Raw genomic sequence first — 24,541 nt, 5'->3', positions numbered from 1 at the left:
CTACCCGATTGCCTGTAACGCACCGCCATCTACCGCCCCGGCCAACGCCTCGACGCTGCCCTCGCCCGGGATTATGCGGTGCGGGTCGATTTCGCTGAAAGGATACAGGACAAAGGCGCGTTCGGTGACGCCCGGATGAGGCACCTGCAGATCCGGTGTATCGATGACCCGCTGCCCATAGACGAGCAGATCCAGATCCAGCGGCCGCGGCCCCCAGCGTGGCCCCTGGCGACGGCGGCCGGCATCCGCTTCGATGGCCTGCAACGCCGCCAACAGCTCGAGCGGCGAAAGCCCGGTCCGCAGCCAGGCTACCGCATTGATGTAGTCCGGCTGATCGGCCGGCCCCATGGGCGGGTTACGGTAGAGACCGGAGGCAACATGGCAGCGGCTCTCGCCAATACCATCCAGCGCCACAATGGCCCGACGGACCTGGGCGGCGGGATCGTCCAGATTGCTGCCGATCCCGACAAAGGCATCAACGCTGGGGGTCACTCGCCGCCAGACTCCACGGCCGAATCGGACGGCGCCGCATTGGCGTCGCCGGCATGGCCGCCCCGCCGGCGTTTGCCACCCCGCCGACGCCGCCTCGCCGGTGTGGGCGGCGGGGCGTCGGGGCTGCTGGTGGTGTATTCACGCCACCATTCCACCAACGCCTTGTCGGCCAGCCCGGCCTCACCACGTAGCAGCAGGAAATCATAGGCAGCGCGAAAACGCGGATGGGCAAAAAGCCGTTTGGCCTTTTTCTCGGAGCGGGTATCAAAGCGCGGTTGCAGCGCCCAGATCTCGCGCATCGGCTGCGAGAAGCGCTTGGGAATGGCCACCTGCCGCAGCTGGCGCTCGAGGGCCTCGGTGACGGCCTGCTCGAAGAGCTCACGGTTGATCTGTGACTGCAACCGGCCGCCGGGCAGTTGCGCGAGGATCGCCGGCCAGATGAGCGCGGCAAACAAAAACGCCGGGGTCACCGGGCGTTCTTCGTTGACCCGTTTGTCGGTGCTCTCGAGCGCTCGGGCGATGAAGGTGACAAACTGCCCGTGTTCATCATCATCGAGGGCCGTATCCGAGGCCGGAAACAGATAGCGAAAAAGCCCGTGCTGGCGAAGCGTCTCGAAGGTCTCCACCCCCTGGCCGGCCATGAAGAGCTTGAGCACCTCATCAAAAAGCCGCGCCGGAGGGATATCGTCCAGAAGCTCGGCCATCCAGGGGATCGGCTCGGCCGTGGCGGTGTCGATGGCAAAGCCGAGCTTGGCGGCAAAGCGCACCGCCCGGAGCATCCGCACCGGATCCTCCCGGTACCGCACCGCCGGGTCACCGATCAGTCGCAGGCGACCGGCTTTGATGTCCTCCATGCCGCCGGCGTAGTCCACCACCGTGAAATCGGCGATATTGTAGTAAAGCGCATTGATGGTGAAATCGCGCCGCAGTGCGTCTTCCTCGATGGTGCCGTAGACGTTGTCGCGCACGATCATGCCGTCCTCGGTCACCCGGTCGCTGTCGGTATCGCCATCGGGCGGGGTCAGCGCCCGAAAGGTGGCCACCTCGATGATCTCGGGGCCCCAGTGGACGTGGGCGAGCCGAAAGCGGCGCCCGATCAGCCGGCAATTGCGGAAAAGCGCCTTGACTTCATCGGGCGTGGCGTCAGTGGCGACATCAAAATCCTTCGGCTCCCGGCCCAGCGAGAGATCACGGACGCCACCGCCCACCAGATAGGCCCCGTAGCCGGCGCTTTTGAGCCGATAGAGTACGGTCAGGGCCTTGTCGCTAATCTGTGACCGCGAGATGACGTGCTGGTCGCGCGGGATGATGGCGGGTTCGATGGATTGTGGTTGCGGATCACTCACGGAGCGGCAGTCGCCTCTTGTGCGGTGGGTTGCAGCCCGTATAATACCAGCCCTTGTCTGGCGCGCCGATCGGCGGTCAAAAACGCCGGCCAAACGACAACGCTCCCATCGTCTAGTGGTGAGGACGCCGCCCTCTCAAGGCGGAAACCGGGGTTCAAATCCCCGTGGGAGCGCCATCACCCAAGCCGCTACCCTTTCCCCGCCACAGGATCTAGAATCGCGGGATGAATCTGCCCGACGAAAACCGCCCCAGTCTGCTGCGCCGCCTGGCCGCCGTGCTCTATGACGGCATGCTGTTGATCGCGCTGTGGATGGGCGCCGGCGCCGCGTGGATTGCCCTGCACGGTGGCAATGCCGCCGCGCCCGGCGATGCATTCTTCCGGCTCTATCTGCTGGGGGTGTCTTTCGTATTCTTTGTCGGCTTCTGGGTGTGGGGCGGCCGAACCCTGGGACTGCAGGCCTGGCGGATGCGGCTGATTGATGCCAACGGCCAGAAGGTGGGGCTGGTGGGGGCCAGCAACCGGTTTTTTGCCGCTTTGCTCTCGTGGCTGCCGGCGGGGGCCGGGTTTCTCTGGGCGCTTTTCGACCGTCAGGGACTGACCTGGCATGACCGGCTCTCGCGGACCTATCTCTATCTCGATCCCAAGCGTCCCTAACCCGAGCGCTCAGCGAACCCGGCGCAGGGTGAAAAGCGCGATGGCCAGAAACACCACCGTCGGCGCCAGCGCACTGACCGCCGGCGGCAGCCCGTAGATCAGCGCCGCGTTGCCGATGAACCGATTGAGCAGGAAAAACGCCAGGCCGATCAACACCCCCAGAAAGACCTGCTGGCCCACGCCGGCGCTGCGTTGCGAGCCAAACACCAGCGGCACCGTCAGCAACAGCATCACCACCGTGGCAAGGGGTGTCGCCAGCTTGACCCACAGCGCCAGTCGATACCGGTCACTGTCGAGGTTATTGCGCTCGAGATAGCCCACGTACTCGAGCAAATCCCTGCCCGAGAGGGTGTCCGGTTCGACCACCACCACCTCGAGCGCCTCCGGCGTCAACGCCCCGCCCAGGTGCAGGGATGAGACTTGTCGCAGCTCAACGCCGCCAGCCGATCGAAACCGCGTCACCGTTGCCTCGGGCAACCGCCAGGCGCCGTTCTCGTAGTTCGCCCGGGGCGCGGTGATGATCTCGGCCAATCGGTTGTCACGGATACGGTAGGCACGAACGCCATCGAGCCGGTCAGCCTGCGGCACCCGCTCGGCCCGCAGCCGGTATTCGCCATCCCGGGCCCATATCCCCTGCCCCAGGGTGCCCACCGGCCCGCCCCGGGCTTCTGTCTGCAGCTGCTGAGCCAGTCGGCTAGCTGCCGGCGCCACCCACTCGCCCATCGCCGCGGCCAGCAACGCAAGCAGCACACCGGCGACCACCACCGCCCGAGCGACACGCCCGACCGAAAAGCCAAGGGCACGCATGGCCACGAGCTCGCTGCGCGCAGCAAGCCCACCCAGACTGACCAGTGCACCGATCAGCGTTGCCATGGGGAATGCCTCGTAGGCGCGTTGCACCATGGATAAGGCCACCACCAGCATGGCGGTGGCAAAGGTATAGCCACCGCGGCCAATGTCATCCGCCTCATCAATGAACTCAAAGACAAAACTCAGACAAACAATGACCAGCAACCCGGCGAGGGCACCGGCGGCCACCGTGGTGGCGATGTAGCGATCCACCCGCGTCACCCTGCCGCCCCCGGCTGCCAGCGCCGCAGCGGGCTCACCCCAAGGCGCACGACCACCGCCGCTACGGTGATCAACAACGCCAACCCGTGCACCCAGACCGGGCCGCCCAGCAGCCCCACCCGACCGGACTCGAGCCAGTCCGCTGCGGTATAGATGAGGTTGAAATAGATCATGAACACAAGCACGGCGATGACCACCCGGCCGAATCGCCCGCTGCGGGGCGCCGACTGGGCCAGGGGCAGACCGGCGAGGGCCAGCACCAGCAGCATTACCGCCGGCGACAGGCGACGCTGCAACTCCGCCCAGGCCGCCGCATCGGCCTGCTCGATCAATGCCGTCGCGCCGCGGCTGTCCATGCCAACCCCCGGCTCGACCGGCGCCGGCATCGCCACGCGAATGCCATGCTCAGCATATTCCATCACCCGCCAGGCAGCCTCGCCGGGATTGCCGTCATACCGCCAGCCGTTGTCGAGCACCAGAAACTCGCCGGGCCCAAGGGCGTTGGCGACCCGTCGCCCCCCTTCGGCCACCCAGATCTGCCACTGCCCATCCACGCGCCGCTCGGCGAACAGGCCCTGCATGCCACCGTCGGCGCCCAGCTGGCCCACATAGACCGTGGTCTGATCGCCAAAATTGAGAAACCGTCCGGGTTGAACCCCGCCAAAGCGGGCCTGCTGCTCGGCATTGGCCAGCACCCGATCGGCCTGGCGTTCCGCCGCCGGCCCCAGTGACAGGGTGAGCACCGCCACCCCGAGCGCCAGGGGCACCGCCAGGGCAAAGATCCCCCGATAGATCCGGTTCGGGCCGATCCCGCAACCCGCCATGGCGGTGACCTCGCTGTCGCGGTAGAGCCGGCCCAGCGCCAGCACCACCGCCAGAAAAAAGCTGCCCGGCAGCACCACGCCGATATTGGCGGCGGCCTTGAGGCCCAGGAGGGTGAAGATGACCGACGGCGGGATTTCGCCACTGGCGGCATCGGCCATGAACTGAATAAGCCGATTGGTCAGCAAAACCACCACCAGCACCAGCGTGACCGCGGCCCAGGCGAGCAGCAGCTCACGCAGCAAATAGCGAGTCAGGCGGTTCAGCCCCACGACACGCCCTGCCCGGCTGCGGTAACCTTCCAGCGTTTGTGCAATGTAACGACATCCATGCCCATCCCTTGATGGGCCGATATGGTACAGCTGCCGGGGCGATGATGCCGCGCATCGATTTCTACATCCTCGACCGGGGCGGAGATGACGCCCGCGAGCATTTCTGCTGTCGACTCGCCGCGCGGGCCTGGCAGCAGGGGCTGGATGTCCACATCCGCACCGCCGACGAGGCGAGCGCGCAGCGACTGGATGAGGCCCTCTGGACGTTCGAGCCGGAGAGCTTCATCCCCCATGGCCAATCCTCGCAGGATGGCCACAACCCCATCGTCATCCACCCGGATCCGGCGCCCGGGCGGCTGCTGATCAACCTCGGCGAGGATCTGCCGGCGCAGTGGTCAGAACGCGAGCGGATCGCCGAGATCATCACCGCCGATGAGGCGGTCCGCCGGGCCGGGCGGCAACGCTACCGCGACTATCAACAGGCCGGGATCGACCCCCGCACCCATCGCATCGAGCACTAGGAGCCTTTCGCGTCCATGGACAAGACCTATAACCCCCAGCAGATCGAGACCCAGTGGTATCAGACCTGGGAGTCGAGGGGCTATTTCCAGCCCGACGGCAAGGGCAACCCTTACTGCATCATGATCCCGCCACCCAATGTGACCGGCACCCTTCACATGGGACACGCCTTTCAGGACACGCTCATGGATATCCTGGTGCGTTACCACCGGATGCATGGCGACAACACGCTCTGGCAGCCGGGGACCGACCACGCCGGCATCGCCACGCAGATGGTGGTCGAGCGCCAGCTCAACGCCGAGGACAAGACCCGCCACGATCTCGGCCGCGAAGCGTTTGTCGACAAGATCTGGGCGTGGAAGGCCCAATCCGGCGGCACCATCCAGAACCAGATGCGGCGTCTCGGGGCCTCGGTGGACTGGTCGAGAGAACGCTTCACTATGGATGAGGGCCTGTCGACGGCAGTCCGTGATGTCTTCATCCAGCTCTACCGGGAGGGGCTGATCTATCGCGGCCAGCGCCTGGTCAACTGGGATCCGGTGCTGCAAACCGCCGTGTCCGACCTGGAGGTGGAGTCGGCCGAAGAGCAGGGCTCGATCTGGCGGCTGCGCTACCCGCTGGCGGACGGTGACGAGACCCTGGTGGTCGCCACCACCCGGCCCGAGACCATGCTGGGGGATACCGCTGTGGCGGTGAACCCCGAGGACGAGCGCTACCGTCACCTCATCGGCCGCCGGGTCAAGCTGCCCCTGGTCGGCCGCGAGATCCCCATCGTCGCCGATGAGTATGTCGACGCGAGTTTCGGCACGGGCTGTCTAAAAATCACCCCGGCCCACGACTTCAACGACTACGAGGTCGGCCGCCGTCACGGCTGCGAGCCGATCAATATCTTCACCGGCGACGCCCGGGTCAACGCCAATGCCCCGGCCGCCTACCAGGGCCTGGACCGCTACGAGGCGCGTGAGCGCATCGTCGCCGACCTCGAGGCGGCGGGCCTGCTCGAGGGCATTGATGCGCATAAGCTGATGGTGCCGCGCTGTGACCGCACCAGGGCGGTGATCGAGCCCTATCTGACCTATCAGTGGTTTGTCGACCTCACCCGCGAGACCCAGTCCGATGGCCGGCCCGGCGGCTGGGCCGAGATCACTCGGCCGGCCATCCAGGCGGTCCGACAGGGCCATATCCGCTTTGTGCCCGAGAACTGGACGAAGACCTATTACAACTGGCTCGAAGATATCCAGGACTGGTGCATCAGCCGGCAGCTCTGGTGGGGCCATCGCATCCCCGCCTGGTACGACGAGGCCGGCAATGTCTATGTCGGCGAGGATGAGCAGGCGGTGCGCGCGGCCCACGGCCTGGACGAGGCCACCGCCCTTACCCGAGACGAGGATGTGCTGGATACCTGGTTTTCTTCGGCGCTGTGGCCGTTCTCGACCCTGGGCTGGCCGGACGAGACGCCAGAGCTCGCCAGCTTCTACCCCACCAGCGTGCTTGTCACCGGCTTTGACATCATCTTCTTCTGGGTGGCGCGGATGATCATGATGGGGCTCAAGTTCCGGGGCGATGTGCCGTTCCGCGAGGTGTACATCCACGGACTGGTGCGCGACTCCGAGGGCGCGAAGATGTCCAAGTCCAAGGGCAATGTCCTCGACCCCATCGACATTGTTGACGGCATCGATCTCGAATCGCTGGTGGCCAAGCGCACCACCGGACTGATGCAGCCCCAGCGGGCGGGTGCCATCGAAAAGCAGACCCGCAAGGCCTTCCCCGAGGGCATTGCGGCCCACGGCACCGATGCCCTGCGATTTACCTTTGCCAGCCTGGCCACCACCGGACGGGACGTCGTCTTTGACATGGGCCGGGTCGATGGCTATCGCAACTTCTGCAACAAGCTCTGGAACGCGGCGCGTTTCGTACTGATGAACACCGAAGGCCAGGACTGCGGCACCTCGGGCGGTGAACAGACCCTGGGCACCGCCGAGCGGTGGATCATCTCACGGCTGCAGACAACCGAGCGGACCGTCAACGACGCCATCGCCGGCTATCGCATGGATCAGGCCGCCCAGGCGATTTACGAGTTCATCTGGGACGAGTACTGCGATTGGTATCTGGAGCTCAGCAAACCCGCGCTCCAGGACGCCGGCGATGACGCCGCGGCCCGGGGCACCCGCCGGACACTGGTGACAGTGCTCGAGGCAGTGCTCCGCCTGGCCCATCCCATCATGCCCTTTGTCACCGAAGCCATCTGGCAGCGGGTGGCGCCCCTTGCCGGTGTCAGCGGCGAGACGGTCATGACCCAGCCCTTCCCGGTGGCCGAGCCCGCCCGGGAGGATCCCGAAGCCGAAGCCGAGATCGACTGGCTGCAGCGTTTCATTCTTGGGATCCGGCGCATCCGTGGCGAGATGGACATCGCCCCGGGCAAACCCCTGCCGGTGCTGCTCGGCAATGCCTCGGCCCAGGATCTTGACCGGCTCGAACGCCATCGTGCGGCGCTGGATTTTCTCGGACGCCTTGAGTCGGTGACCGTGCTGGATGCGGCCGACAACGCACCGGAGTCGGCCCTGGCCCTGGTCGATCAGCTAGAAATCCGGGTCCCGATGGCCGGGCTGATCGACAAGGATGCAGAGCTCACCCGACTGGAGAAAGAGCGCAGCCGGCTTGCTGGCGATATTCAACGCACCGAGGGCAAGCTAGGCAACGAGCGCTTTGTCACCCGGGCGCCCGCCGATGTGGTGCAAAAAGAGCGGGACAAGCTTGCCGAGGCCCAGACGGCCCTCGGCCGGATCGAAGATCAGATCAACCGCATCGCCCGGCTTTAAAAGCCGCCGACGCTACCCATCCAGGCGCCACCAGGGCCGATCGTTAATCGTCAACGTGCCCTGCTCAAGCGCCGCCTCGATGCGGTACTCGCCGGCCTGCCGGCGGACAATGCCAAAGGCCTGGAGCTGGGCAAGCCAGGCGGCGGGCTCGGCCGGCAGTGCATCACCGAGGGATTGATCAAGCCCCATGGTTGCGGTCATCGCCAGATGCCGTAGCAGCGCTATGCCCCGTGCCCCGGTGCGCAGCGCCTCGGCCATGGCCGGATCGACCATCACGCGACCGGTGCTGCTCAAACCCGTGCCGGCTTCGGTCTCAAGCCGCATCGACTCGAGGGTGAGCACCGGGCCTGCCGCTGCCAGATCGGCAAGATGCGCCCGTGCCCGGTCGGGAAGCGTAGGACTATCCTCCAGCGCCGGGGCCATGCGGCTTAGCGCCATCAACGGCTCGGCGGCCAGCGAGCGCAGTTGCCATCGGGCCTGGCCGCGCACCACCGGAAACTCCGGCAACGACAGCCGGCTGAAACGCAGCCCCAGGCCGGCATCGATCCGGCCGTTGTCCGCCGCCTCGCTGTTGGCCGTCACCGACAGTTCAGCGAGCCGGACCGGCGGCTCCATGGGCGATCGGGCGGCCATATCGCCGAGCCGCAATTCACTGCGGCCGACCCACAGGCCATTGAGCAGATCGCCCGCCACCAATCGGCCGGTACTGTTCAACGAGACGTCATCGACACGCAGCTCGCCGCCCTGCTCCGGCGCGTCCAGCGTCATACCCGGCCAGTTCAGCAGGGTGTCGAGGCGCTTTTCATCGGGCTGGAAGCTGAGCTCCAGGCGAAGCGGGGCGGCGTCCAGCACCAGCGGCTCGTCCGCCTCGATCAACCCGCTCAATGGCACAGTCGAGACCCGAAGCTGTCGCATCTGCAAGTTGACCTTGCCCCCGACGCGGACAGCCTCGGCGGGATCGGCGACAAACCGGCGCAGTTGCATGGCCAGTCGATCATGTGGGATGAGATGCCCGTCAAAGCGAATGCCCAGCAAGCCATGCTCGATGGTCTGCTCGAGGGTCAGCACTACCTCGCCGCGATCATTGCCCAGTGCCGCAGCAAGCGCCGGTGACACAGCCGGTGCCGCCAGACGGATCCGGGCCCGCGCCTGGGCGCTGAAAAGCCCCCGGTCATAGACCCGCGACTCGACGCCACTGGGCCGGCCATAGTCGCCCTCAAGCATTGCATCGATGGATTCGATCCCCGTCACCCAGGCCTGTTCGGCCCGCTGACCATTGACGATGGGCAGGGCAACCCCGCCTGCCACGACCCCCACGACCAGGGCCGTCAATAGCCAGTGCCGTCTACGCGCCATGGTGCCAGTACTCCCGTTGTTGGTTTCGGCCGCCATCATGCCGATTTGCCGGCGCCACGCCCAGCCCAACCGCAGCCGACGACTTGAGCGACCCCACCCACCGCGGTCATACTCGATCCTCGAATCATCCAGATTTTCGTCGCCAGGGGAGTCTTCGGACTGAGAGTGCGCTTCGCGCAGACCCTGGAACCTGAACCGGGTCATACCGGCGGAGGAAGTGCGACATGCAGACCCTGACCATGGCGGCGATTGCCGCCGCGCTTTTGATCTTTGTCCTTCTGGGGCTACGGGCCCGCCACCCAGGCGGCCTCGATGACTATCTCACCGCCCGCAACAGCCAGACCGGACTCACCCTGGGCCTGTCTTTTCTGGCCTCGGGCATGGGCGCATGGATTCTGTTTGCCCCACCCGAGGTCGGGGCCTTTGTCGGCCCGGTGGCCGTGGCCGGCTACGCACTGGGTTCGGCACTGCCATTCGCCCTGCTCGCCTGGATGGGCCCCACCATCCGCCGGCGGCTGGCGCAGGGGCGAAGCCTGACCGAGTTTGCCGCCGAGCGCTTCGGCAATGGATTCAGGCGCTGGATCGGGGTGCTCTCGCTGCTCTACATGCTCTGCTTTCTGGCCGCGGAACTCACCGCCGTGGGGGCGATTACGGCCCTTTTGTCCGGGATAGACGGCGCTTTCACCATCGCGGCGGTCGCCGCCGCCACCCTGGTCTACACCATGGCCGGGGGGTTGCGGGCGAGCCTGATCACCGACCGCTGGCAAGGGGGGTTGCTGCTGGTGTTGCTCGCCCTGGTGGCGTTGGCGGCGCTGATGGCGGCCGCGGGGGATGCCACCGCCGAGGCGGCAAGCGCCGCGCCCCCATCGGCGGCCACGGGGCTGACCGTCGCCCTCACCCTGGTGATCGCGGTGACCGCAGCCAATCTTTTCCACCAGGGCTACTGGCAACGGGTCTGGGCCGCTGCGGATATCCCTGCCCTGCGACGCGGCGCGCTGCTGGGCGGTATCGCGACGATGCTGGTCATCGGCGTGCTTGGCGGCCTCGGGCTGGTGGCGGCCGGGCGCGGCCTCGAGCTGGGCAACCCGCCCATCCCGTTTTTCGCGCTACTCGCCGAAGCGCCCGCCTGGCTGACCCTGCCGGCGCTGGTACTTGGCATCACCCTGGTGGCCTCGTCGGTGGATACGCTACAGAATGCGCTGGTCTCGCTGGGGGCCTCCGAGACCGGACGCCTGGGCCTGCGGGGGGCGCGGGTTCTGACCGCGTTGTTAATGCTGCCGGTGGTGCTGTTGGCGCTCCAGCAGGTTTCGGTGCTGAGGCTGTTTTTGATTGCCGATCTGCTCTGCGCCACCGCGGTGGTCCCGCTGCTCTCGGCGCTTTTCCATCGCGCCTCGACCAAAGCGGCGGTGCTCGGCTGCCTGGCCGGCGTCGTCGGCGCGATCATCCCGGGCGTGGTCACCGGGGGCAGCCTTGCCGCCGGATTGCTGGCGGCGAGCTTTCCGGCGGCGACACCCACACTGGCGCCGTTTCTGGGCGCGCTGGTGGCCTCGAGTCTGGTGACCGCCGCGGTGATGGTGCCGCTGCCCGTCAGCCGGCGCCGCTCAGCACCAGATTAACGATCACCACCAGCGCCACCACAAAGGCCGCGGTAAAGACCAGCCCGGCGATGATGAACGTCGCCGCGCTGCCTTGCTTGAAATCGCGCTGCCGGGCGGCCTCGGTCTGCACGCCAAACGCGGCGGCAACCGTGCTCTTGATCACCTGCCAGACCGTCAGACGCGGTGCCGTCGGGGTCTGCTCGTTATCACTCATGCTTCCGCTCCTCTCAGATCCACCCGCCATAATATCAACCCACCGGCGGTAAACAGCACAATCAGGGCCAGCATCGAGTAGCGCACATCCCCCAGCCAGACGCCCAGAAAGCCGAACGCCGGCGGACCGATGAGGGCGGCGAATTTGCCGAGCAGATTGTAGAAGCCGAAAAACTCCGCCGCGCGCTCCGGGGGGATGAGACGTGCATAGAGCGACCGGCTGAGCGCCTGCACACCCCCCTGGGCAAGTCCCACCAGCGCGGCAATGCAGTAAAACTCCCAGGGCGCCTGGATGAATGCGCCCCATACGGCAATCAGGATATACACCCCGAGGCCCAGCAGGATGCCAGGGCGCGCGCCGATGCGCTCACCCAATGCCCCCATGGCAATCGCCGCCGGAAAGCCCACGAACTGGGTGATCAAAAGGGCCACGATCAGATCATTCTGCTCGAAGCCCAGGGCCCGGCCATAGGCCACCGCCATGCGGATGGTGGTGCCGACACCATCGATATAGAGCCAATAGGCAAGCAGAAACACAACCACCGGCCGATAGGCCCGCAGATGCCGCAGCGTCGAGCCGATCTGCCGCAGACCGCCGCCCAGCGAGGCACCGCCACCGGTGGCGGGCGGCTCGGGCACATAGCGCGCCAGCGGCAGTGCAAACACCGCCCACCACACGGCGGTCGCCATCAGCCCGGCCAGCGCCGCCTCGAGCGGCCCCGCCAGCCCGAAACGGGCGGGCTGGAGCACGGCGATGACACAGCCGAGATAGAGCAAACCGCCACCCAGATAGCCCAGGCCAAACCCCAGCCCGGAGAGCGAATGCCATTGCCGGCGTGGCGCGATCCCCACCAGCAGGGCGTCGTAGAACAGGTTGGCGGCCATGAAGCCCACCGTGGCAAGGACGAAAAGCGTCGCGGCAACCAGCCAGTCGCCGCCGGGGACCAGCGCCAGAAGCGCCGTCAGCGCGGCCGCCGACCAGGCAAAGAAAAGCAGCGCCCGTTTGCGCCAGCCGCCGCGATCGGCCATCGCCCCCGCGAGCGGCGCCAGCAGCACGATGAGCAGGCTGGCCAGCCCATTGGCCCAGCCCAGACGCAGATTGGCCGTCGCCGGCGCGGCGGCGCTGCTCCAGTAGTCCTGAAAGAGAATCGGAAAAAACCCGGCCAGAACCACCGTGGCAAACGCCGAGTTGGCCCAGTCGTAGAGGGCCCACGACCAGACCACCCGCCGCGACGGCCGAGCCGGCGATGCCACACCCGCCATGGGGGTCATCAACGGCCCGCGGGTGCCACCTCGCGCAGCGTGTAGCGCAGCACAAGGGCATCCTCGCGGCCATCTTCGGCGGGATAGTAATCGCGTCGCCGTCCCACCCGCCGGAATCCGGTGGCGCGATACAGATGCACCGCCGGGGCGTTGCTGGGACGAACTTCGAGGAACACCGACTCCGCCCCCAGCTCTTCGGCCCGGGTCAGGAGCCGCTCGAGCAGTGCCCGCCCCAGGCCGCGGTTGTGCCAGTCGGGGTCGATCGCGAGATTGAGCACATGGGCCTCGCCCGGGCCCATGGCGAGCACACAGTGCCCCACCACCCGCTCGGTGGCCAGTTGCACCCAGCACTCATAGCCCATGCGCAGACAGTCGCGGAAGATATTGATGCTCCATGGATAGTCGTAGGCCCGGGCCTCGACGCCCTCGACCAACGCGAGATCCGCCGGTCGCATGGGGCGGATCACGGGCAAAAAGGCCCTGGCGACCATCAGACGTCGGCTTCCAGCGCCGTTTTGAGCATCAGCAGATCGGCCCAGCTGCGCGCCTTGGCGGCCGGCTCGCGCAGCAGATACGCTGGATGATAGGTCACAAGCAGCGGGGTTTCGGCCTCGCCCAGGCGGTGCCAACGGCCGCGCAGCTTGCCGATGCCCTCCCGCGTGCCAATGAGCTGCTGCGCGCTGACCCGGCCCACGGCCAGAACGCGTCGCGGGCGGATGAGCCGGATCTGCGCCTCGAGCCAGGGCCGACAAGCGCTCAACTCTTCGGCTTTGGGATCCCGGTTGTCCGGTGGCCGGGACTTGATCACATTGGTGATATACACCCGCCGGTGCCGATCCAGATCGATGGCCCGGAGCATGGCATCGAGCAGGCGGCCGGCACGGCCGACGAACGGTTCACCCCGCTGGTCCTCTTCGCGGCCCGGCGCCTCGCCGACGATCAGCAGCTCGGCATCCCGGTCACCCACCCCGGGCACCGCACAGATCCGGGTCTGGTGAAGCGGGCAGCGGGTACAGCCGCGGATACCCGCTTCCAGCGCCGCCCAGTCATCGACGGCTGCCGCTGCACCGGGCGGTTCGGCACCGCTGGGGGCCGGGCGCTCGGCGCGTCGCGGCGACCAGACCGTCACCCCCATATCCGCCAGCAGGCGATGCCGTCGCGCATCGAGCCCAGCCACAACGCGGCCCCTCAGACGCCTTCGGTCTGGGGGTGGGTCCGGTTGGCGCTACTTCGCAGCCGATTGAGCGCGTTGAGATAGGCCTTGGCCGAGGCGATCACGATGTCCGTATCCGAGCCCTGACCATTGACCGCACGACCGCCCCGCTCGAGGCGGACGGTGACCTCGCCCTGGGCATCGGTGCCGGTGGTGATGTTATTCACCGAATACAGCAGCAGCTCGGCGCTCACATCGAGGATGCCATCGATGGCCTTGAATGCGGCATCCACCGGTCCATCGCCGGCGGCGCTGTGCTTGTGCTCCTCGCCATCGACCTGCAGCGTGACATCGGCCACCGGCGTCTCGCCGGTCTCCGAGCAACAGCGAAAGGCCACCAGTGTCGCCCCCTGGTCTTCTTCCAGCGCAGCCACCGCCTCGGTGGCCAGCGCCTGGAGGTCTTCGTCGAAGATTTCGTGTTTTTTATCCGCCAGGTCCTTGAATCGCTGAAAGGCCTCATTGAGCTGGGCGGCGGTCTCGAAGCGGATGCCCAGCTCGTCGCAACGGCTGCGAAAGGCATTTCGGCCCGAGTGCTTGCCAAGAACCATGCGATTGGTCCCCCAACCCACGTCCTCGGCACGCATGATCTCGTAGGTCTCGCGATGCTTGAGCACGCCGTCCTGGTGGATGCCCGACTCGTGGGCAAACGCGTTGATGCCGACGATGGCCTTGTTGGGCTGGACCTGAAAACCAGTAATGTTGGAGACCAGCCGCGAGGTGGGCAGGATTTCGCGGGTCTCGACCCGGGTGTCACAGGGGAAGTCGTCCTGGCGCGTACGCAACGCCATGACGATCTCCTCGAGGGCGGCGTTGCCGGCCCGCTCGCCAAGGCCGTTGATGGTGCACTCGATCTGCCGGGCCCCTTCGCGCACCGCCGCCAGCGAGTTGGCGACGGCCACCCCGAGGTCGTTGTGGCAGTGCACCGACCAGACCGCCCGGTCGCTGTTGGGGACACGCTCGCGCAGGCTGCGGATCAGACCGGCAAACTGCCGCGGCATGTTGTAGCCCACCGTGTCCGGGATGTTGATCGTGGTCGCGCCGGCGTCGATGGCCGCCTCGATGATCCGGCAGAGGAAGTCCGGATCGGATCGGCCGGCGTCCTCGGGCGAGAACTCCACATCATCGCAGAGCCCGCGGGCGCGCTTGACCGCGGTCACCGCCCGCTCGACCACCTCATCGGGCGTCAGCTGGAGCTTTTTCTCCATATGCACCGGCGAGGTGGCGATGAATGTGTGAATCCGGCCGGCCCGGGCGGGCGCCACCGCCTCACCGGCGCGATCGATATCCGCCTCGTTGGCCCGGGCCAGGCCGCACACCCGGGCGTCTTCGACCGTCTCGGCCACCGCCTGGACCGACTCGAAATCGCCCCGGCTGGCCGCTGGAAAACCCGCCTCGATGACATCCACCCGCAGTCGATCGAGCGCCCGCGCGATCCGCACCTTCTCTTCGCGGGTCATTGAAGCCCCGGGGCTCTGCTCGCCGTCACGGAGCGTCGTGTCAAAGATGATCAAACGATCCGCATCGCTCATCGGATGTATCCTCTTAACGGGTTGGCAAATCCATTCTAACCCGCCTTGCGCCTTTTGCGACGCCGACGTCGACGCAGCACAGTCAAAACCGGCCCCGACCCCATGTAGGTGAGCGCCAGGGCGAACAGCACACTCGGCGGATGCAGCGACATCAAGGCCACGGCCATGACCCCGAGGACCATCACCACAAAGGGCACCCGATAGCGAAAATCGATTTCCTTGAAGCTGTCATAGCGGACATTACTGACCATCAACACCCCGGCCAGAAGGGTAATGACAAGCGCCGGGATACCGGCGGGCCAGCCGCCAAAATCCAGCCGATCGCCGGCCCAGACCAACCCGGCCAGTGTGGCCGCCGCGGCCGGGCTGGGCAGACCCTGGAAATAGCGCTTATCGGCCATCCCCGCCTGGGTGTTGAACCGTGCCAGTCGCAGACCGGCACAGGCGGTGTAGATGAACGCCCCGAGCCAGCCGAGTTTTTCCCAGACAGCGCCGAGACTGGCCAGGTCGGCGAGCGCCCAGAGATACACCACCAGCGCCGGCGCGATGCCAAACGAGACCATGTCGGCGATGCTGTCGAACTGCACGCCGAAATCGCTCTGGGTGTGGGTCAGTCGGGCAACCCGCCCGTCCAGACCATCCATGACCATGGCGACGAAAATGGCAATGGCCGCCAACTCATAGGTTCCGGACTGGGCCGCGACCACCGCGTAGAAGCCAAAGAAAAGCGCCAGCGTGGTGATCAGATTGGGCAGCAAATAGATGCCCCGGCGCTTTCGCCGGGGCTCGGGGCTTGGGTCGCTCATGCCTCCCTCGACCGGGCGGCGGACGCCCGGGATTTAGTTGCGGTCGCGATCAACCAGCTGATTCGCCTGGATCCAGGGCATCATCCCGCGCAGCTTGCTGCCGACCGCCTCGATGGGATGCTCTGCGGCACGACGCCGCATGGCCTTGAGTCGCGGCGCACCGGCCTGGTTTTCGAGGACAAATTCCTTGGCGAATTCGCCATTGCGGATTTCCTCGAGCAGCTCACGCATCGCCTGACGGCTTTGCTCGTTGATCACCCGGGGGCCGCGGGTGAAATCCCCGTACTCGGCGGTGTTGGAAATCGAGTAGCGCATGTTGGCGATGCCGCCCTGGTAGAGCAGATCGACAATCAGCTTGGTCTCGTGGAGGACCTCGAAATAGGCCATCTCCGGGGCATAACCCGCCTCGGTCAGGGTCTCGAAGCCGGCCTCGATCAACGAAGTGATGCCGCCGCAAAGCACTGCCTGTTCGCCGAAAAGATCCGTTTCGGTCTCTTCCTGGAAGCTGGTTTCGATCACCCCGGAGCGGCCACCGCCGTTGGCGGAGGCATAGGACAGGGCAATCTCGCGGGCCTTGCCGCTGGCATCCTGATGCACTGCGATCAGGCTGGGGACGCCGTTGCCCTCGACATAGGTCGAGCGCACCAGATGCCCCGGGCCCTTGGGGGCGACCATGATGACGTCCATATCCGCCCGCGGCTCGATCTGCTGGTAGTGGATGTTAAATCCGTGGGCAAAGGCGATGGCGCCGCCCTTTTTGAGGTTGGGCGCCACCTGGGATTCGTAGACCGCCGCCTGGTGTTCGTCGGGGAGGGTCATCATCACCAGATCCGCGGCGGCCACGGCATCGGCCACCTCGGCGACCTCGAGACCGGCGGCACGGGCCTTCTCGGCGCTGGCCGAGCCGGCACGCAGTCCCACCACCACCGGTACGCCGGACTCCTTGAGGTTGTTGGCATGGGCATGCCCCTGCGAGCCATACCCGAGAATGGCCACCTTCATGCCCTTAATGATGGAAAGATCCGCGTCCTTATCGTAGAAAACCTTCATGACTCCCCCGGGGGTTGTGTTCAGATACGCAATTGTTTTTCGCCACGGGCGATGCCGATCACACCGGATCGCACCACCTCCATGGGCGTTTTGCGATCGAGCAGCTCGAGAAAGGCATCCAGCTTGCTGCTGCGACCGATCACCTCAATGGTATAGGTCTTGTCGGTGACATCCACCACCTTGGCGTCAAAGATATCGGCCAGGCGCTTGAACTCCTCGCGCGCCTCGCCCGAGGTGGCCTGGACCTTGACCAGCATCAGTTCGCGCTCGATGTGGGTGGCCTCGGTGATGTCCAGCACCCGGACCACATCGAGCAGCTTGTTCAGCTGCTTGAGGATCTGCTCGACGATCTGATCATCCCCCTGGGTCACCAGGGTCACGCGCGAGAGGGTGGCGTCGTCGGTGGGGGCCACCGTCAGCGAATCAATGTTGTAGCCGCGGGCGGTGAAAAGCCCCGCGATCCGACCCAGCGCGCCGAACTCATTCTCGACGAGGATAGAGATGATATGTCGCATAATCCCGTGGCTGGCGCTGTTCGCGATCCGCTGTTTATCCGATGAAAGCGGCTCAAATTACGGTGCCGAGCCATGAGCGTCAAGCTGGCAGGGGTGGGCGCCCGCCCGACGCTGGGCTACCCTGTGGCGCCAACCCAGCCACCGACAGGGCGACAAACCATGCGGGTGAGCCGTTTTCCGCTTTTCACCAGCAAAGAGACACCGGCGGATGCCGAGATCATCAGTCACCAGCTGATGCTGCGCGCCGGCTTGATCGAGAAACTCGGTGCCGGGCTCTATACCTGGCAGCCACTGGGCCTGCGGGTGATGCGGCGGGTCGAACAGGTGGTCCGCGAAGAGATGGACGCCATCGGCGCGCTGGAGATGCTCATGCCCGCCGTCCAGCCCGCCGAGCTGTGGCACGAGTCCGGTCGCTGGTCGGTGTACGGCCCCGAGCTGCTGCGACTGACCGATCGGCACGAGCGCGACTTCTGCATCGGCCCCACCCACGAAGAGGTGATCACCGACTACCTGCGCCGCGAGCTGCGCAGCTACCGGCAGCTGCCGCTGAGTTATTACCAGATCCAGACCAAGTTCCGCGACGAGATCCGGCCGCGGTTCGGGGTGATGCGGGCCCGGGAGTTCGTCATGAAAGACGCCTACTCCTTTCACCTGGATGAGGCCTCGCTGCAGGCCACCTATGAGGCCATGCGCAATGCCTACGAACGCATCTTTGCGCGTCTAGGGCTGCGCTTTCGGGCGGTCGGCGCCGACAGCGGCGCCATCGGTGGGTCGGTGTCCGAAGAGTTCATGGTTCTCGCCGACTCCGGCGAAGACGAAATCGCCAGCTGCAACCACTGCCGCTACGCCGCCAACACCGAAACCGCGAGCAGCCGACCGGCGCCGGGCCCGGCAACAAAGCCGCAGCCCGCCGAGCAGCACACCACCCCGGGGGCGCGCTCGGTCGAGGCCCAGTGCCAGGCCCTGGGGCTGCGCCCCGACCAGGTGGTCAAAAGCGTGGTGGTCATGGCCGATGGCGAACCGGCCGTGCTTTTCATCGCCGGCGACGACGAACTCAACGACGTCAAGGCCGCCCGTGCCCTGGAGGCCGATGAACTGCGCATGGCCGAGCCCGCCGAGGCAGAGCAAGCCACCGGTGCCCCGGTCGGCTTCATCGGCCCGGTCGACCTGCCACCCGGGCTGACGGTGCGGGTGGACCACCGGGCAGCAGATCTGGGCAATTTCTCGAGCGGCGCCGGACGCAGCGACCACCACTGGATCAACCTCAACTGGGAGCGCGACACCCCCCGCCCGCCGGTGGCCGATCTACGCATGGTCAAAGCCGGCGAGTCCTGTCCAGCCTGCGACGAGGGCCAACTCGAAATCCACCGCGGCATCGAGGTGGGCCATATCTTCCAGCTGGGCACCAAATACAGTGAGGCCATGGAGGCCACGGTCCTCGACGAACAGGGCACGCCGCAACCATTGATCATGGGCTGCTATGGCATCGGGGTCTCGCGGGTGGTGGCCGCCGCCATCGAGCAGAACCACGACGACAAGGGCATCGTCTGGCCAGCACCGCTCGCGCCCTTCGAGGTGGCGCTCATCTCCATCGGGGCCGACCGCGACCCGGCCGTCGCCGAGGCGGCCGAGCGTACCTATGCGGCCCTTGGCGAGGCCGGATGGTCGGTGCTCTGGGACGACCGGGGGGCACGCCCCGGAGTGAAATTCGCCGACATGGAGCTCATCGGCATCCCCCATCGCGTGGTCATCGGCGCCCGGAGGCTCGAGGCCGGCACGGTGGAATATCGGCCCCGGGATGCCGAGCGCAGCGAGGACCTGCCGCTGGATCAGTTATCCGCGGCGCTGGCCGAGCGGATTGGGTCGCCGTCGGCATCCAGCGCCGGATAGGCCTCACCCAGCTCGCGACAGCGTGCCGCGAGCCGGGGGTGGAGCCACTCGAAAAGGGTCCGGCGATATCGCTCCGGATCGAGTCGGACTTGATCATAGAAACCGGCGGCCTGGCGCTGACGCTGCGCCTCGAAAAGGATCACCGCCGCCGCCACCGAGACGTTCAGTGACTCCACCAGCCCGGCCATCGGCACACTGATATGGCCGTCGGCCGCCGCGGCTCCGGCGTCGCTGACCCCCCACAACTCGGCGCCCATCAAAACCGCGGTCGGTGCGGTGTAATCCACGTCGCGAAAATCCACCGCCCGGGGCGACCAATGCGCGGCATAGACGCGGACTCCCTCGGACTGCAGCGACCGGACGGCGGCGGTGACCTCGTCATGCAGTACGGTCTCAACCCATTGTCCGGCGCCGGCGGCGCAGTGGCGGTGGATGGCCAGATTGCCCCGGGGGACGACGGCATGGGCCTGGAACACCCCCACGGCGTCACAGGTGCGCAGGATCGCACTGAGGTTGTGGGGCTTGTGCACCCCGTCCATGAGCACCCGCAGATCCGGCTGACGGCGATCCAGCGCGGCACGGCAGCGATTCAGGCGATGGGCGGTCAACGCTTGTCCTCCATGGCGGTGAACGGCGTATTCTAAGCGATGATGAAAGAAAGAATCCTCATCGCCGGCTGTGGCCGGCTGGGCACCCGTCTGGGCGTGCGGCTTGCCGCCGCCGGGCATCACGTCTTTGGTCTGCGCCGGCGCTGCGACGCGTTGCCCTCGGCCATCGTCCCGTGCCCGGCCGACCTGGCTTCGACCCGCGAGCTGTCATCGCGCTTGCCACAGCGGCTCGACCGCATCTACTTCATCATGACCCCGGATCAGTACGATGATGCCGGCTATCGGGCCGCCTATGTCACAAGCCTCGAGCATCTGCTTGGCGACCTGCCCGATCGACATAGCCATAACGCCCGGCTGGTCATGGTCTCGAGCACCGGCGTCTACGGCCAGGACGATGCCAGCTGGGTGGATGAGGCAAGCCCCACCCGGCCGGCGCGTTTCTCTGGGGTGCGATTGCTTGAGGCCGAGGCGCTGGCCCACCGCCATCACGGGCCATCCACGGTGGTTCGCTTCGGGGGCATCTATGGCGCCGGGCGCGAGGCATTGTTGCGCAAAGTCCGCCGCGGCGACGCCTGCCAGGCCCGGCCACCGCGCTTTACCAACCGAATCCATGAGGATGACTGTATCGGCGTGCTCGGGCATTTGGGCGGACTGCCGGACCCGCCGCCGGTGGTTATCGGCGTGGACGACGATCCGGCGACCCAGTGCGAGGTGATGACCTGGTTAGCCCGGCGACTCGCGTTGCCGGCCCCGGATCATGTCAGCGGGGACAGCGCCGGGCGGCGCTGCAGCAACCGGTTGCTCCGGCAGTCGGGTTACGAGCTGATCTACCCAGACTTTCGCGCCGGTTACTCGGCGCTGCTGACCGCCTCGCGCTGAAGGCCATGGACCGCCGGGGTCTGGGCGGCAAAGTAGGCGGCGAGATCCCGCATGTCCTGCGCGCTCAGCCCGGCCGCCTGGCCGTTCATGATGGCGTTCTGCCGGTCGCCGCTTTTGTAGGCCTTGAGCGCGTGCAACAGATAATCCGGGTGCTGGCCGGCAAGCATGGGCCAGGCGGGGTTATTCTGCGCCGCACCTTTTTCGCCGTGACAGGCGATGCAGGCCTGGGATTTTTCCCGCCCGGCTTCGACATCACCGATGGGCTGGGCCACGGCCGCGCCGCTCATCAACGCCCCCGCCAGCAGGCAGGCTTTCGTTGCCCGGTGCATCATGGGTTGTCCTCCCGGCCAGCGGCTTCGAAATAGGCCGCAATATCCTGCATGTCCTGGTCGCTGAGCGTGGCGGCCAGTGCCTGCATGGTGGCGTGCTGGCGGTCGCCGTTTTTATAGGCCTGAAGGGCCGAGACCAGGTACTCGGCATGCTGTCCGCCGAGCTTGGGCACCCGGTAGGACGGGTAGGCATTGCGGTAACCCTCGACCCCGTGACAGCCAAGGCAGGTGTAAGCCTTGGCGCGGCCCGCCTCGATATCTCCCTGGGCCAGCGCGATCCCGGGCAAGGCCAGTGGCAGCAGCATGATGGCAACCGCCATCGCTTGCGTGATTCTCATTGCACTCCTCTTAGCCGGTTCCGGCAATCCAGCCGGGGACGGCGCCCCGACGCACCGTCATATATTTCCATGGATCGCAACGGCGGTAAAGTTGACTTGCGTCAACGCCGCCGAATCCCGATGATGCCGCCATGAGCTGCGAAATCCTGGTCCTGTACTACAGCCGCCACGGCGCCACCCACGGCATGGCGCGTCAGATCGCCCATGGCATCGAAAGCGTTTCGGATTGCCGGGCCCGACTGCGTACCGTGCCCGCCGTCTCCGAGGTCAGCGAAGCCGTGGCGGCACCGGTACCCGCCGAAGGGCCACCCTATGCCGAGCTGGCCGATCTTGCGCAGTGTCAGGGACTGATCCTGGGCAGCCCGACCCGGTTCGGGAACATGGCATCGGCGTTGAAGCATTTTCTCGACCAGACCACCAGCGAGTGGCTCAGCGGGGCGCTGACGGACAAGCCGGCCGCCGTGTTCACCTCGACCGGCAGCCTCCATGGCGGCCAGGAGACCACGCTGTTGTCCATGATGCTGCCGCTGCTCCACCACGGCATGCTGATCACCGGCCTGCCCTACCACGAAGCCGCGCTGATGCGGACCACCACCGGTGGGACGCCCTATGGCGCCAGCCATCTGGCCGGCGCCGATGCCGACCGGGCGGTGGACGAAGATGAGGCGCAGCTCTGCCAGGCCCTCGGCCGCCGGGTGGCCAACGCCGCGCGGCGGTTGCAAAGCGATACGGACGCGTGGCTGTGAGCGCGACCGACGAGAGCGCCCACCGGGTCGGCGACACGCCGCTCTACCGCATCGCGGCGGGCTGCTATGTCGGGCAGATCGCGTTGCTGTTCGCCTGGCTCATCTGGCTGTCACCACCGCCCCCCGAATCCCGCAGTCTGATGCTGGTGATCTTTCTGCTGCCGTTGTTGCTCGGCCTGCGCGGGTTGCTCCACCGCCGCCGCTATACGCTGCAATGGACGGGCATGCTGATCCTGGCCTACTTCGTCCACGGCATGCTGGCCGCCACCGGCGGCTTTCCCGAGCGCTGGCTGGGCAGTGCCGAGCTGGTGCTGACGCTGGGTTATTTTGGCGCCGCCATGCTGGTGTTACGGCGCGGCAAGCAGCGCCACAAGGCCGAAAAACAAACCCTCGGGACCGACTAATCCGGCGGTCCGAGTACCTCGCGGGCAAAGGGCACGGTCAGGCGGCGCCCGGCCTCGAGTGACGCGGCATCCAACCGCTCGACCACCATCAGCAGGTGGTCGAGATCCCGCGACTGGTGGCGCAGAACATAATCGATGGTCGGTTCGGGCAGCGTCAGCCCCCGCTGGCCAAGCAGCGCTTTTAAGATCAGACGGCGGCGCTGATCATCCGGTGCGCTCAGCCGCAGCCTGAGCAGCGCCTCGAGACGCGAGACCAGATCCGGCAGCTGCAACCCCAGCCCAGCCGGCGCCTGCCGGGCGCCGACCACCAGTTGCCCCCCCTGATCCCGCAGGCGGTTGTACAAATGGAAAAGCCCCTCCTCCCAGGCCGGATCGCCGGCCACGGCCGCCAGATCATCGATGGCCACCAGTGCGAGCTGATCGAGCCCCTCGAGCAGCGCCGGTGATTGGCCGGCCAGCTGCGCCAGCGGCAGATAGACCGCCTGTCCTGTCTTTTGAGTGGCGTCGCCACAGGCGGCCTGCAGCAGATGACTCTTGCCGCTGTCGCCGGGCCCCATCAAGTAAAGCCCCTGCGGATGGCCATCGCCCAGCGACCGGATGGCGGCGACCGCCTCCTCGTTGCCATGCGGCACAAAGCTCGCCAGATCCGCGCGGTCGTTCCATTGAAACGCCAGCGCCCGTTGTGCCCGCCGATGCCCCCCGGTCATGGCTGCCAGCGCCAGCCCGACCCCGACTCGGCAAGGCGCGGGTCGTCCGCCAACGCCGCCAGCACCCGCTCACTATCCACCTGCAGCGCCAGGCTCAGCGTCACCCGGTCGGCGGCGACGCGGGTCACACGGGCACGCTGCACCCCGGCGATCGCACCCAAACGGCGCTGCAGCGCATCCAGGGCAGACAAATCGGTGACCCCCCGGACCTCGACCTCGAGGCGGCGGCGGGCATCCAGATCGGGCAGAAAGGCATAGACCCGCCGCAGCCGCCTGGCAATGCGCGGGACCATGTCCTCGACCACCGCTTCGACGCTCGGCCCGGCCGCTTGCCAGCGCCCGCGGCTGACTTCCTCGCCCAGCCCGATCCAGCGGCTGCGGACGTAGCCGGTGGCATCGCGCTGCAGTCGACCCGCAAGCACGAGATCCGCGTTGTAGCGCTTTGAGGCTTCGCGGATCGGCTCGGTAAAGCCCGCGGCCACATCGACATAGGTGAGCGTCTGGCGATCGGCGAGATCGAGCAGCGGGAAGAATACGCGGATGCCCCGTTCGGCAGCCAGCGACCGTAACCCGGGGGCCAATGCCGCGGCCGCCGAGGCGTCGAGCAGCTGCCGCTCGCCATCGCGCTCGAGTGCCAGCCACACCAGCACGGTGGGCAACTCCGATGGCCAGACCCGGACACCGGCGCGCACCAGCGCCTCGCGCAGGGCCGGTTCATCCAGCTGCAACGCCAGCTCGAGGCGCTGGGCATCGGCGGCGTCCTCGGTCTCGGTCTCGGACTCGGTCTCGAGCCGGCGATACGAAAACCCCTCGACGAAGCGATCCGCCTGTTCCTGCAGCCGCTGCCCGATGAGACTATCCCCCACGGCCGGATCGCCGGTCAGCCGGGTGATCATGCGGACCACGCCCGTCTCGATGGCCGCTGACCGCGCCGCGGCCGAGTCATCACTGACCGCCACCCGGACCTCGCCGGGCGCCGACGCGTTCTGGGCGATCGCCGGCCACGCCGCCGGAAACAGGCAAAGGGCAAGTAAGAGGCGGTTGAGCAGTATTTCCATCACGAGGGCTGCAGCCGATGAACCGGCGATTACGGTACCATG

26 protein-coding genes, 1 tRNA gene and 1 riboswitch are annotated in these 24,541 nt (G+C 66.8%); of the genes, 9 read left to right on the top strand and 18 right to left on the bottom strand.

From position 1 onward, the window contains the following. A complete protein-coding gene (gene folK / locus V6X73_RS04175; RefSeq protein ID WP_367958856.1) occupies positions 1-492 on the bottom strand; it encodes a 2-amino-4-hydroxy-6-hydroxymethyldihydropteridine diphosphokinase in 492 nt (163 codons plus the stop codon). Next, complete coding sequence (pcnB, locus tag V6X73_RS04170; protein WP_367958857.1) at positions 489-1,838, bottom strand: polynucleotide adenylyltransferase PcnB; 1,350 nt, start codon at positions 1,836-1,838, stop codon at positions 489-491. The genes folK and pcnB overlap by 4 nt, the downstream gene beginning before the upstream one ends. A 101-nt stretch (positions 1,839-1,939) precedes the next feature. Here pcnB and V6X73_RS04165 point away from each other — a divergent pair. Together V6X73_RS04165 and V6X73_RS04160 are read left to right on the top strand one after the other, a co-directional pair. After that, positions 1,940-2,014: transfer RNA gene (locus V6X73_RS04165), tRNA-Glu, on the top strand. Between the two features lie 48 nt (positions 2,015-2,062). Beyond that, a complete protein-coding gene (locus V6X73_RS04160) occupies positions 2,063-2,494 on the top strand; it encodes an RDD family protein (protein WP_367958858.1) in 432 nt (143 codons plus the stop codon). 9 nt (positions 2,495-2,503) lie between these two features. Here the strand turns inward: V6X73_RS04160 and lptG are convergent, their stop codons facing one another. Together lptG and lptF are read right to left on the bottom strand one after the other, a co-directional pair. Next, complete coding sequence (lptG, locus tag V6X73_RS04155; protein ID WP_367958859.1) at positions 2,504-3,565, bottom strand: LPS export ABC transporter permease LptG; 1,062 nt, start codon at positions 3,563-3,565, stop codon at positions 2,504-2,506. Beyond that, positions 3,562-4,659, bottom strand: a complete 1,098-nt coding sequence (lptF, locus tag V6X73_RS04150) for an LPS export ABC transporter permease LptF (RefSeq protein ID WP_367958861.1) — start codon at positions 4,657-4,659, stop codon at positions 3,562-3,564. Before lptF ends, lptG begins: the two co-directional genes overlap by 4 nt. A 101-nt stretch (positions 4,660-4,760) precedes the next feature. Here lptF and V6X73_RS04145 point away from each other — a divergent pair, with 101 nt between their 5' ends. Continuing rightward, on the top strand, positions 4,761-5,180 hold the full coding sequence (locus V6X73_RS04145) for a DNA polymerase III subunit chi (RefSeq protein ID WP_367981407.1): 420 nt from the start codon (positions 4,761-4,763) through the stop codon (positions 5,178-5,180). A 15-nt stretch (positions 5,181-5,195) separates the two neighbouring features. Continuing rightward, positions 5,196-7,997 carry a valine--tRNA ligase gene (locus V6X73_RS04140; protein ID WP_367958863.1) on the top strand — a complete coding sequence of 934 codons (2,802 nt, stop codon included), beginning with the start codon at positions 5,196-5,198 and terminating at the stop codon, positions 7,995-7,997. A 12-nt stretch (positions 7,998-8,009) separates the two neighbouring features. Here V6X73_RS04140 and V6X73_RS04135 read toward each other — a convergent pair whose 3' ends face one another. Continuing rightward, positions 8,010-9,353, bottom strand: coding sequence for a DUF945 family protein (locus V6X73_RS04135; RefSeq protein WP_367958864.1), 1,344 nt, complete (start codon positions 9,351-9,353; stop codon positions 8,010-8,012). Between the two features lie 134 nt (positions 9,354-9,487). Continuing rightward, positions 9,488-9,588: riboswitch (TPP riboswitch) on the top strand. Here V6X73_RS04135 and V6X73_RS04130 point away from each other — a divergent pair. Then, positions 9,578-10,969: a sodium:solute symporter family transporter gene (locus V6X73_RS04130; protein WP_367958865.1), complete on the top strand. Its 1,392-nt coding sequence runs from the start codon at positions 9,578-9,580 to the stop codon at positions 10,967-10,969. (Overlaps the previous riboswitch by 11 nt.) Here V6X73_RS04130 and V6X73_RS04125 read toward each other — a convergent pair. Genes V6X73_RS04125 through ilvN form a run of 8 tightly spaced genes read right to left on the bottom strand, consistent with a single transcriptional unit; the run spans position 10,941 to position 17,540 of the window. Next, positions 10,941-11,165, bottom strand: coding sequence for a DUF2970 domain-containing protein (locus V6X73_RS04125; RefSeq protein ID WP_367958866.1), 225 nt, complete (start codon positions 11,163-11,165; stop codon positions 10,941-10,943). The two genes, V6X73_RS04130 and V6X73_RS04125, sit on opposite strands and share 29 nt — an antisense overlap. Then, complete coding sequence (locus tag V6X73_RS04120) at positions 11,162-12,427, bottom strand: MFS transporter (protein ID WP_367981406.1); 1,266 nt, start codon at positions 12,425-12,427, stop codon at positions 11,162-11,164. The genes V6X73_RS04125 and V6X73_RS04120 overlap by 4 nt, the downstream gene beginning before the upstream one ends. A gap of 8 nt (positions 12,428-12,435) precedes the next feature. Continuing rightward, a complete protein-coding gene (gene rimI / locus V6X73_RS04115) occupies positions 12,436-12,918 on the bottom strand; it encodes a ribosomal protein S18-alanine N-acetyltransferase (protein WP_367958868.1) in 483 nt (160 codons plus the stop codon). Further along, complete coding sequence (locus V6X73_RS04110; RefSeq protein ID WP_367959004.1) at positions 12,918-13,562, bottom strand: uracil-DNA glycosylase; 645 nt, start codon at positions 13,560-13,562, stop codon at positions 12,918-12,920. Before V6X73_RS04110 ends, rimI begins: the two co-directional genes overlap by 1 nt. A 53-nt stretch (positions 13,563-13,615) precedes the next feature. Next, entirely contained in the window at positions 13,616-15,169 is a 1,554-nt protein-coding gene (locus V6X73_RS04105) for a 2-isopropylmalate synthase (RefSeq protein ID WP_367958869.1), read from the bottom strand. A gap of 35 nt (positions 15,170-15,204) precedes the next feature. Continuing rightward, positions 15,205-15,975, bottom strand: a complete 771-nt coding sequence (pssA, locus tag V6X73_RS04100) for a CDP-diacylglycerol--serine O-phosphatidyltransferase (RefSeq protein WP_367958870.1) — start codon at positions 15,973-15,975, stop codon at positions 15,205-15,207. Positions 15,976-16,008: 33 nt separating this feature from the next. Next, positions 16,009-17,025 carry a ketol-acid reductoisomerase gene (gene ilvC, locus V6X73_RS04095; protein ID WP_367958871.1) on the bottom strand — a complete coding sequence of 339 codons (1,017 nt, stop codon included), beginning with the start codon at positions 17,023-17,025 and terminating at the stop codon, positions 16,009-16,011. 20 nt (positions 17,026-17,045) lie between these two features. After that, on the bottom strand, positions 17,046-17,540 hold the full coding sequence (gene ilvN, locus V6X73_RS04090; RefSeq protein ID WP_367958872.1) for an acetolactate synthase small subunit: 495 nt from the start codon (positions 17,538-17,540) through the stop codon (positions 17,046-17,048). Between the two features lie 159 nt (positions 17,541-17,699). On the opposite strand from ilvN, the gene V6X73_RS04085 reads away from it, so the two are divergent. Continuing rightward, positions 17,700-19,430, top strand: a complete 1,731-nt coding sequence (locus V6X73_RS04085; protein ID WP_367959006.1) for a proline--tRNA ligase — start codon at positions 17,700-17,702, stop codon at positions 19,428-19,430. Here the strand turns inward: V6X73_RS04085 and trmH are convergent. Then, on the bottom strand, positions 19,370-20,038 hold the full coding sequence (gene trmH, locus V6X73_RS04080; RefSeq protein WP_367958873.1) for a tRNA (guanosine(18)-2'-O)-methyltransferase TrmH: 669 nt from the start codon (positions 20,036-20,038) through the stop codon (positions 19,370-19,372). The genes V6X73_RS04085 and trmH overlap by 61 nt on opposite strands. A gap of 39 nt (positions 20,039-20,077) precedes the next feature. Here trmH and V6X73_RS04075 point away from each other — a divergent pair, with 39 nt between their 5' ends. After that, the gene (locus V6X73_RS04075; protein WP_367958874.1) at positions 20,078-20,917 is read left to right on the top strand and encodes a Rossmann-fold NAD(P)-binding domain-containing protein; all 840 of its coding nucleotides are present in this window, start codon (positions 20,078-20,080) and stop codon (positions 20,915-20,917) included. Here the strand turns inward: V6X73_RS04075 and V6X73_RS04070 are convergent. Both V6X73_RS04070 and V6X73_RS04065 read right to left on the bottom strand, forming a co-directional pair. Further along, positions 20,887-21,249, bottom strand: a complete 363-nt coding sequence (locus V6X73_RS04070; protein WP_367958875.1) for a c-type cytochrome — start codon at positions 21,247-21,249, stop codon at positions 20,887-20,889. The two genes, V6X73_RS04075 and V6X73_RS04070, sit on opposite strands and share 31 nt — an antisense overlap. Next, on the bottom strand, positions 21,246-21,566 hold the full coding sequence (locus tag V6X73_RS04065; protein ID WP_407810458.1) for a c-type cytochrome: 321 nt from the start codon (positions 21,564-21,566) through the stop codon (positions 21,246-21,248). Before V6X73_RS04065 ends, V6X73_RS04070 begins: the two co-directional genes overlap by 4 nt. Before the next feature lie 149 nt (positions 21,567-21,715). Between V6X73_RS04065 and wrbA the strand changes: the two genes are divergently transcribed. Both wrbA and V6X73_RS04055 read left to right on the top strand, forming a co-directional pair. Then, positions 21,716-22,330 (top strand): NAD(P)H:quinone oxidoreductase, encoded by a 615-nt coding sequence (gene wrbA, locus V6X73_RS04060; RefSeq protein WP_367958876.1) that lies wholly within the window; start codon positions 21,716-21,718, stop codon positions 22,328-22,330. After that, entirely contained in the window at positions 22,327-22,734 is a 408-nt protein-coding gene (locus tag V6X73_RS04055; protein ID WP_367958877.1) for a DUF2069 domain-containing protein, read from the top strand. Before wrbA ends, V6X73_RS04055 begins: the two co-directional genes overlap by 4 nt. Here V6X73_RS04055 and hda read toward each other — a convergent pair. Together hda and V6X73_RS04045 are read right to left on the bottom strand one after the other, a co-directional pair. Further along, complete coding sequence (gene hda / locus V6X73_RS04050) at positions 22,731-23,441, bottom strand: DnaA regulatory inactivator Hda (RefSeq protein WP_367958878.1); 711 nt, start codon at positions 23,439-23,441, stop codon at positions 22,731-22,733. The two genes, V6X73_RS04055 and hda, sit on opposite strands and share 4 nt — an antisense overlap. Then, entirely contained in the window at positions 23,438-24,499 is a 1,062-nt protein-coding gene (locus tag V6X73_RS04045; protein ID WP_367959008.1) for a DUF2066 domain-containing protein, read from the bottom strand. The genes hda and V6X73_RS04045 overlap by 4 nt, the downstream gene beginning before the upstream one ends. Between the last annotated feature and the right edge of the window lie 42 nt (positions 24,500-24,541).

Origin of the sequence: Spiribacter pallidus (genome assembly GCF_040838495.1) — a bacterium.
Lineage (GTDB): Bacteria > Pseudomonadota > Gammaproteobacteria > Nitrococcales > Nitrococcaceae > Spiribacter > Spiribacter pallidus.
This window is presented reverse-complemented; position numbering and strand designations above follow the sequence as displayed.

Coding starts and splice junctions, on each gene's coding strand:
- V6X73_RS04160 (WP_367958858.1), top strand. CDS start 2,063: ATGAATCTGCCCGACGAAAACCGCCCCAGTCTGCTGCGCCGCCTGGCC.
- V6X73_RS04145 (WP_367981407.1), top strand. CDS start 4,761: ATGATGCCGCGCATCGATTTCTACATCCTCGACCGGGGCGGAGATGAC.
- V6X73_RS04140 (WP_367958863.1), top strand. CDS start 5,196: ATGGACAAGACCTATAACCCCCAGCAGATCGAGACCCAGTGGTATCAG.
- V6X73_RS04135 (WP_367958864.1), bottom strand. CDS start 9,353: ATGGCGCGTAGACGGCACTGGCTATTGACGGCCCTGGTCGTGGGGGTC.
- V6X73_RS04130 (WP_367958865.1), top strand. CDS start 9,578: ATGCAGACCCTGACCATGGCGGCGATTGCCGCCGCGCTTTTGATCTTT.
- V6X73_RS04125 (WP_367958866.1), bottom strand. CDS start 11,165: ATGAGTGATAACGAGCAGACCCCGACGGCACCGCGTCTGACGGTCTGG.
- V6X73_RS04120 (WP_367981406.1), bottom strand. CDS start 12,427: ATGGCGGGTGTGGCATCGCCGGCTCGGCCGTCGCGGCGGGTGGTCTGG.
- rimI (WP_367958868.1), bottom strand. CDS start 12,918: ATGGTCGCCAGGGCCTTTTTGCCCGTGATCCGCCCCATGCGACCGGCG.
- V6X73_RS04110 (WP_367959004.1), bottom strand. CDS start 13,562: ATGGGGGTGACGGTCTGGTCGCCGCGACGCGCCGAGCGCCCGGCCCCC.
- V6X73_RS04105 (WP_367958869.1), bottom strand. CDS start 15,169: ATGAGCGATGCGGATCGTTTGATCATCTTTGACACGACGCTCCGTGAC.
- pssA (WP_367958870.1), bottom strand. CDS start 15,975: ATGAGCGACCCAAGCCCCGAGCCCCGGCGAAAGCGCCGGGGCATCTAT.
- ilvC (WP_367958871.1), bottom strand. CDS start 17,025: ATGAAGGTTTTCTACGATAAGGACGCGGATCTTTCCATCATTAAGGGC.
- ilvN (WP_367958872.1), bottom strand. CDS start 17,540: ATGCGACATATCATCTCTATCCTCGTCGAGAATGAGTTCGGCGCGCTG.
- V6X73_RS04085 (WP_367959006.1), top strand. CDS start 17,700: ATGCGGGTGAGCCGTTTTCCGCTTTTCACCAGCAAAGAGACACCGGCG.
- V6X73_RS04075 (WP_367958874.1), top strand. CDS start 20,078: ATGATGAAAGAAAGAATCCTCATCGCCGGCTGTGGCCGGCTGGGCACC.
- V6X73_RS04070 (WP_367958875.1), bottom strand. CDS start 21,249: ATGATGCACCGGGCAACGAAAGCCTGCCTGCTGGCGGGGGCGTTGATG.
- V6X73_RS04065 (WP_407810458.1), bottom strand. CDS start 21,566: ATGGCGGTTGCCATCATGCTGCTGCCACTGGCCTTGCCCGGGATCGCG.
- wrbA (WP_367958876.1), top strand. CDS start 21,716: ATGAGCTGCGAAATCCTGGTCCTGTACTACAGCCGCCACGGCGCCACC.
- hda (WP_367958878.1), bottom strand. CDS start 23,441: ATGACCGGGGGGCATCGGCGGGCACAACGGGCGCTGGCGTTTCAATGG.
- V6X73_RS04045 (WP_367959008.1), bottom strand. CDS start 24,499: ATGGAAATACTGCTCAACCGCCTCTTACTTGCCCTTTGCCTGTTTCCG.